A 7709-nucleotide genomic window follows, 5' to 3' on the forward strand; every position below is an offset into this window, starting at 1 on the left:
GGCTTGCTCGCGAATACGGTGTGTCAGTCAATTCATCTGTCACTGATACACCGCATTCGCGAGCAAGCCCGCTCCCACCTTTGACCGAGTATGGCTCTGCTGTTGCTATTGCTGTTGCTGTTGCTCCGGCCCTTACATCCTTTTTGATGACGAAGTCAGCGGTCTTTTGATCTGCGCTTTTGATCTTGATCTGAAATCGCCCCCCAAATCACTGTCGGATTGCGGGCATGCCGAGCCATAGCGAGGCACCGAGTGTTGGGGCGAAAACCTTTTGGTTACTTTTGTCTGGGCCGGCATTCCGGTCTTTACAAAAGTGACCCGCCGTAAGGGCGGAACCCTACTCAGCCGTTACCGCAGCAACGGATATGTACACCACCAAAAGACAACCCACAGCCTGATCTAGAGAGCCGTGGCGACCCCCTCGTCACCCGCATACATCCACCGCAACAACGAATGCCGCCCACTGATCCCCAGCTTGATCGCCGCCCGCTTGAGGTAGCTTTCAATAGTGTTGACCTTCAACGCCAACTGCTCCGCCAATTCCGGTGCTGTACGCCCGGCCAGCAAACCCACACACACTTCCAGCTCACGGTTGGAAAGGTTCAACCCCGATTGCACCAGACGCTCTTCAATACGCCGACGTAAGGTTTCGAGGCCCTGATTTTCCGGCACCACAGGTGATCCGCCCCGGCGGCACGGCTGGATCGCAGTGATGTGCTTTTCGACCATGGGCAGAAGCAGCGTGGAAAAATCCTTCAGCATGCTGCGTTCCTGCGGCGAAAAACTTTCTGATTGATGCGAGCGATACACCGACAGCACATAACGCACATCATCCTTGCGGCGCGTGAGGTGCAATTGGGCGGCGGGTTGTTCTTCGCCCAGCGCCGCCACGGAGTCGGTGTAGACCGGGCTTATGCGGCGGCGGGTGTGCCCTTCGGCACTGACCTGCAGTTGGGTGATATGGGTGGCGTCCACGGCCAGTTGAGTCAGGATAAGGTCATGCAGCATGCGCGGGAAATGCCGGCTGCCGGTGCTGGCGATGACCTTGCCTATATGAGGGAAGAGGTGTGAGTTCATCAGTTCGTCCATGAATGTCGAGTGCGGGTATTCATCCTTATAGCGACGGGGTTTAACAAGGTAACAAAGGTGAATAACCTACAGTGATAATGCACCCGCCGAGCACCTATGCTAGTACAGCCTGGGAAAAGCATGGGGATCCAATCGGCAAAAAAAACAGATTAAAAACGCATAACGGTGGTCGGACCCGTCCGACCACCGTATGTGGGAAAGGAGCACTTCAGCTGTAGGCCTTATTTCACGGCGTGTTCTTCCACCACCGCCCGACGCGGTGTCGACTGGGTGCATTTGGCCAGGGCCTGATGGATATCGGCCAACAGGTCGGCGATGTCTTCGAGCCCGACCGACAAGCGCACCAGGCCTTCGCTGATGCCGTGTTGTGCGCGTTCTTCGGGGGTGTAGGTGGAGTGGGTCATACTCGCCGGGTGCTGGGCGAGCGACTCGGCGTCACCCAGGCTAACGGCGCGGGTGAACAGGTTGAGGGCATTCATGAAGCGCCGGCCGGTGTCGATGCCGCCCTTGAGTTCAAACGCGATCATGCCACCGGACTGTTTCATCTGCCGCGCTGCCAATGCGTATTGTGGGAAAGAGCGCAGCCCGGGGTAGGTGACCCACTGCACGGCAGGGTGTGCCTGCAAGGCTTCGGCCACCGCCTGGGCGTTGCTGCAATGGCGGTCCATGCGCAGGGCCAGGGTCTTGAGGCCGCGCATCAGCAAGGATGCGTCCTGCGGGGACATCACCGCGCCGGTCAGGTCCTTGAGGCCTTGCAGGCGAATACGTTGCGCCAGCGCCTGGTTACTCACGGCGATACCGGCGGTGATATCGCCATGGCCGCTGAGGTACTTGGTGGCCGAGTGCACCACCACGTCGGCCCCCAGTTCCAGCGGCCGTTGCAGGTAGGGTGTGCAGTAGGTGTTGTCGACTACCATGATGACATTCGGCTGCTGGTGCGCCAGTTCGGCCACGGCGGCGATGTCCACCAGGCGCAGGTTAGGGTTGGCCGGGGTTTCGCAATAGATCATGCGGGTGGCGGGCGACAATGCCGCGCGCAGGGCGGCCAGGTCGGTAAGGTCGACATGCCGCACCCGGATGCCGAACTCGGCAAGGCCATGGTGCAGCAGGGCAAAGGTGCAGCCATACAGGGTCTGGCTGACAATCACCTCATCGCCCGGGCGCAGCAGGGTCCAGAACGTCGCGGCAATCGCGCCCATGCCCGAGCTGAAAGCCACAGCGGCTTCGCCGTTTTCCAGGGCAGCCATGCGCGACTCCAGCAGCGCCAGGGTCGGGTTCGAGATGCGTGTATAGAAGTGGCCGCTGGCTTCCCCGGCAAAACACGCTGCGCCATATTCGGCCGTGGGGAACGCGAAGGTGGCAGATAAATAGATCGGCGGTACGAGGGCGCCGTGATGGTCCTTGGGGTCGTAACCGTGGTGGATGGCGCGGGTAGAAAAGCCGAATGTATTGTGTTTATTGTTCATGTCGGGCGCTCCTTATTTCCTACAATGCTATGCTCATAACCACAGTTGAACGTTGCAAAAAACCCAGGAAAATCCCGGATTACGGGGCGAATTTTCGATAAAAACAATAAATAGAGGCACGTTATGCCCGTGAGTCTGGACCGCACCGACAAAGCCCTTTTAAACGCCTTGCAAGGCAATGCTCGCTTAACTGTGGCCGAGCTTGCCGACCGCGTGGCCCTGACCACCTCACCGTGCTGGCGACGGGTGCGCAACCTGGAAGAGAGCGGGGTGATCAGCGGCTATCAGGCGATTCTGTCGCCCAAGGCGCTGGGGTACGGCGTGACGGCGTTTGTCAGCATCATGATGGAAAGCCACACCCAGGAAATCGCCCGGGCGTTCGAGCAGCGGCTGCTGGAGATTCCCGAGGTTGTTGCCTGCCACAACGTGTCGGGGCGCTATGATTTTTTGCTTGAGGTGGTGGCCAAAGACCTGGAGTCGTTTGGCGAGTTTGCGCGCGAGGTGTTGCAGACGTTGCCCTGTGTTAAAGAAATTTACTCAAGCTTTTCCTATAAGTCGGTGCGGCCTTTGCGGGTGATTCCGCTACCGGGCTGACGCTGCTTCAAGCGCGCCTTCAGTCAACCTGCAAATACCCGCGTGGCGTGCTGCCGGTCATGCTTTTGAAGAAGGCGATCAACGCGCTGTCACTGGCAAAGCCCAGCTCGAACGCGCAGTAGCCCAGGTTGCGCCCGATGGCCAGCAGTTCGATTGCCCGCATCAAGCGCCACTGCTGGCGCCATTGCTGATAACCAAGGCCGGTCTCCCGCAGAAAAATCCGGCCGATGGTCTTGGTGCTGGCGCCTATCTGTTTTTCCAGGGCTTGCAGGGTCGGCGGTAACCTTTGCAGATCGGCGAGCAAGGGCGCCAGGCGTTTGTCCCGGGGCAAGGGCAGGAGCATCGGTTGTGCGGTGGCCGCCTGGATTTCATCCAGGCACAGCGCCAGCAAATGCGCGTAGCGGCCCGTTTGCCAATCGGTGTCGAAGGGCGCCATCGCTATGGGTTCCAGCACTGCGCGCAGCAATGCGCTGACCTCGATCACTCCAACGTGTGGAGGCAATTGATCGGCCAGGGCCGGGCTCAGATACACCGAACGGTAGTCCACGGTTTTGTGCATCACCGCGCGATGCGGCACGCCACACGGGATCCACGCGGCGCGCGACGGCGGCAGCAGGCACAGTTGGTTGTCGAGGGTGATACGGGTGCAGCCTTGGCGCGTGAATAGCAGTTGCCCGCGCTGGTGGCGGTGCAGGCCGGAGTCGTGATCACCGAGCAGGGCGGCGATGCCGATGACCGGCGCTGCCAGGCGGTCGGGGTCGAAGGTTGCGTCGGCGGCGAGCCAGGCCATAGGTTGTCCGATTTGATGGATAAACTGTCAAAGTCTGGATAATAGCCCCAATCGACAGTGCTTACACTTCTTGCGTTGTTTCAAGCAAAGGAGTTGGGGATGAAGGTTAGATTTTTTTTACCACTGACGGTGGCGTTGCTGATGTTCCCGCAACTGGCCCAAACGCTTTACAGCCCGGCGCTGGGAGATATCGGCCGAGCGTTTGCGGTGGGGCCGGAGCGGGCCGGGCAGACTTTGTCGGTGTACTTCCTGGCGTTCGCCTTTGGCGTGGTGGTGTGGGGTCGGCTGTGTGATCGTTGGGGGCGGCGGCCGGTGATGCTGGCCGGATTGGCTCTGTATGGGGTTGCGTCGGTGTTGGCCTTGGGCATGACCACCTTCAACGGTTTGCTGCTGGCCCAGGCGTTGGCGGCGTTCGGCGCGGCCGTCGGTTCGGTGGTGACGCAGACCGTGCTGCGTGACCGTTTCCAGGGCGCGCAATTGGCCCAGGTATTTTCGCTGATGGGCATTGCCCTGGCCGCCAGCCCGGCCGTGGGTTTGTTCACGGGCGCCAGCCTGGTGCAGTTCTTCGGTTATCGCGGTGTGCTCAGTGGTTTGTTGCTGCTCTCGCTGGCGTTGTGGGCAGTGTGCTTATGGGCGTTGCCGGAGACGCGTTCGGCCTCGATGCCGACGGCCGCGTTGGGCGAGACGTTGCGGTTGATGCTCAGCGATGCCGGGATTTGGCGTTCGGTGGGGTTGGTGGCGGCGTTAAATATTGCGCTGTTCAGCTATTACAGCGTGGGACCATTCATCTTTTCGCGGCTGGGTTTGTCTGCCGCCGACTTCGGCTACAGCGGCGTACTGCTGGCGCTCGGCTCCGGGTTTGGTGCGTGGCTGAACAAGTGGCTGCTCAAGCGTGGGGTAAACGGCGAGCAATTAGTGCTGATCGCCGCCGGTGTCGCGGTGCTGGGTGGCTTGCTGGTAGTGCTGCTGCAAAACAGCGGGTTATTTGTCTGGCCGATGTTGCTGGTGGTGCTGGCGTTCGGCATGGCCATTCCCAATGTGCTGGTGGCCGCGCTGGTGGCCTATCACGATCGCCTGGGCACTGCCGCCGCGCTGTTTGGCTTGCTGTATTACCTGGTGATCGGCGCCGGGCTGACCCTGGTCGCCTGGGCCCAGGACCTGGGCTGGAGCTTGTTGGTTTGTGGTTTGGCGGCGCTGTGGCTGGCAGCGCCGCGCAGGCTCAGAAGTTGACCGACGCACTCAGGCGCGCGGTCAAGGGCGCGCCCTGGAACAGGTAGTCATCGCCCAGGTATTCACCCGCATCGCGCCAGTAGCGTTTGTCGAACAGGTTGTCGACGCTGAGGCGGAACACGGTCTCATAGCCGTCGATTTTGGTGGTGTAGCGGCTGCCGACATTTACCACGGCATAGTCGCCCACCTGCACATTGCCGGTGCGGTCGGCGTACTTCCTGGCGCTGTATTGCACGCCGCCCAACACGGCCAGCCCATTCATCCACGGCAGGGCGTAGTCGGCATACAGGCTGGCGCGCAGTTTGGGGACGTTGATCGCCTGGTGGCCTTCGTAGTCTGGTGTGCCGCTGTTGTTCACCCGGGCGCGAATCGCCGCGACGCTGGTCGAGATCTGCAGGCGGTCGGTGGCCCAGCCGTTGGCGGAGAGTTCCAGGCCGGTGTTTTTTTGTTCGCCTTGTTGGACGTAGGTGAAGTTACCGGCACCATCTGGCTTGGAATACTGGTAGGCCTGGCGAGTCTGGAATACGGCGGCGGCGAAGCTGATGCGGCGCCAGTCGTATTTCACGCCGGCTTCGATTTGCCGGGACACGGTTGGGGCCAGGGTGTCACCGGCGTTACTCGCGAACCACGGCGCCGTGCCGCCCAGGGACAGGCCCTTGCTGTAGCTGGTGTACAGCGAAATGTTTTCCACCGGTTTGTAGATCAATGAGGCCTGGGGCAGGAACACGTATTGCTGGGTGTGGCGATTTTCGTTTCCGGTTGCTTCATCGAACGCTTTTTCATCCAGGCGCACTTCGCGCCCGCCAATGATGGTTTGCCATTTCTCGTTGAAGCGGATGCGGTCGGTGGCGAACAGGCCGTACTGACGGCTGTCGAGGTTGCGATGGCTGGGGTTCAGCGGCTTGTCGGTAGGCTCGAAGGTCGGTGCGTCCTGATTGATATTGCCGCTGCCGATGTATTCGTTGACGGACTTGCGCTTGTCGATCACCCGGCGAAACGCGCTGGTGCCGAAAGTCAGTTCATGGCCCAGGCTACCGGTGTCGAACAGGCCTGTCATCGCCGCCTGTACTTCATCATCACGGCGGGTGTCGTCGGGGCTGCGGTAGTCGTAAATGTCGTAGTTACCGTCCGGGGTGAAGTAGTTGCCTACTCCGGTCGTGGCGCCACCCCAGGCAAACGAGCTGTAGTCATCAATCACCACCTTGCTATGGGCTGCGCTCAGGCTGCCTTTCCACTGATCGCTGAAGCGGTATTCAAATTTGCCGTTGAGGTTCAGTGAGTCAATGCCCACCTGATGGGAGCCACTCTGGTGCCCCAGCAATTTTTTCGGTGACGCGTCATGGGGCACTTCGGTGCCGCCCAGCAGTTGATAACCCGGCACGGAGCGCTGTTGCTTGTTCTGGTATTCCGCGTCCAGTTGCAGCACCGCGTCGGGGCTGATGTTCCAGTCGAAGGCCAGGGACACAAAGTCGCGCTGGCCGTTGGCGTGCTCGACATATGAGTTGAGGCCTTCGTGGGCGACGTTGGCGCGCAGGCCGAACTGTTGTTCGCTGCCAAACCAGCCGCCCACGTCGGTGGCTATGTAACCGCTGCCTCGGTCGTCGGTGGAGACGGTGACTGAGCGCACATCTTCCGGGCGTTTGGTCACATAGTTGATCACGCCGCTGGGTTCGGAGATGCCGCTTTGCAAGCCGGCCAGGCCTTTGAGCACCTCAACCTGCTGCTTGTTTTCCAGGGCGACGTTTTGCTCGCCAGTGATGGTGCGGCCGTTGATTTTGTAGCTGCTCGCGGCGTTCAGCGAGAAACCGCGGATCACGAAGTTTTCGTAGTAGCCGATGGGGGCGTAGCTGTCGCCTACCGAGGCATCGTTGCGCAGTACTTCGCTGAGCAGGCGGGCTTGTTGGTCTTTGATCAGTTCGGCGTTGAGGACGGTGATCGACGCGGGGGTGTCGAGCAGTGGTGCTTCGCTGAAGCCGCCGACTGAGGCGCTGTTGGTGCGATAGCCGGAGTCTTCCTGGCCCTGGACGTTTACCGCCGGTAGTTCGATTTCAGCGGCCATGCTGTTACCGAGGCTGCCGCTGAGTAGCAGGCCGAGGGCGAAACGTGAGGTAACGACGGGACGAAAACGCACAACCATGGGGGTAGGGCCTTAAAGCGCAGGGCGGGGGCGCATAAGCTAGGGGGATGTGCTGGGATTTACAAGTTATTGAGAATGGTTCTGTTGCGTTGTGTTGTGTACATATCCGTTGCTGCGGTAACGGCGGCCTAGGGTTCCGCCCTGACGGCGGTTTACCCACGGATTCAAGCCTGCGTTCGGCCATCGTGGTTGACGGGGCGCCTCAGATCAAAATTTACAGCACGGCGGCCTGAGAGCCGACCTGAGTGGTTGAAGCAAAAGCCAGATCAAGTGCAAATCAAAAGACCGCTGACTTCGTCATCGAAAAGGATGTAAGGGCAACAACAACAACAACAGCAACTGCCGACCTCGCCATCAAGGTTGGATGCAGTCAACTGTGGGAGCGGGCTTGCTCGCGAAAGCG

At 60.3% G+C, this 7709-nt stretch carries 6 protein-coding genes; 2 read left to right on the forward strand and 4 right to left on the reverse strand.

Annotated features, from left to right (window positions below; translation table 11 throughout):
• Nucleotides 1–399 precede the first annotated feature (399 nt).
• The gene (locus tag ACTD9P_RS28945) at nt 400–1077 is read right to left on the reverse strand and encodes a LuxR C-terminal-related transcriptional regulator (RefSeq protein WP_438870329.1); all 678 of its coding nucleotides are present in this window, start codon (nt 1075–1077) and stop codon (nt 400–402) included.
• 233 nt (nt 1078–1310) lie between these two features.
• Complete coding sequence (locus ACTD9P_RS28950) at nt 1311–2555, reverse strand: methionine gamma-lyase (protein WP_438870330.1); 1245 nt, start codon at nt 2553–2555, stop codon at nt 1311–1313.
• A gap of 123 nt (nt 2556–2678) precedes the next feature.
• Here ACTD9P_RS28950 and ACTD9P_RS28955 point away from each other — a divergent pair, with 123 nt between their 5' ends.
• Nucleotides 2679–3149, forward strand: a complete 471-nt coding sequence (locus ACTD9P_RS28955) for an Lrp/AsnC family transcriptional regulator (RefSeq protein ID WP_017136655.1) — start codon at nt 2679–2681, stop codon at nt 3147–3149.
• Nucleotides 3150–3168: 19 nt separating this feature from the next.
• Here the strand turns inward: ACTD9P_RS28955 and ACTD9P_RS28960 are convergent, their stop codons facing one another.
• The gene (locus tag ACTD9P_RS28960) at nt 3169–3939 is read right to left on the reverse strand and encodes an AraC family transcriptional regulator (RefSeq protein WP_438870331.1); all 771 of its coding nucleotides are present in this window, start codon (nt 3937–3939) and stop codon (nt 3169–3171) included.
• A 99-nt stretch (nt 3940–4038) separates the two neighbouring features.
• On the opposite strand from ACTD9P_RS28960, the gene ACTD9P_RS28965 reads away from it, so the two are divergent.
• Entirely contained in the window at nt 4039–5169 is a 1131-nt protein-coding gene (locus tag ACTD9P_RS28965) for an MFS transporter (RefSeq protein ID WP_438870332.1), read from the forward strand.
• Here the strand turns inward: ACTD9P_RS28965 and ACTD9P_RS28970 are convergent.
• Nucleotides 5159–7306, reverse strand: coding sequence for a TonB-dependent siderophore receptor (locus tag ACTD9P_RS28970; RefSeq protein ID WP_438870333.1), 2148 nt, complete (start codon nt 7304–7306; stop codon nt 5159–5161). The genes ACTD9P_RS28965 and ACTD9P_RS28970 overlap by 11 nt on opposite strands.
• Between the last annotated feature and the right edge of the window lie 403 nt (nt 7307–7709).

The organism is Pseudomonas onubensis (assembly GCF_965653655.1).
Classification (GTDB): Bacteria; Pseudomonadota; Gammaproteobacteria; order Pseudomonadales; family Pseudomonadaceae; genus Aquipseudomonas.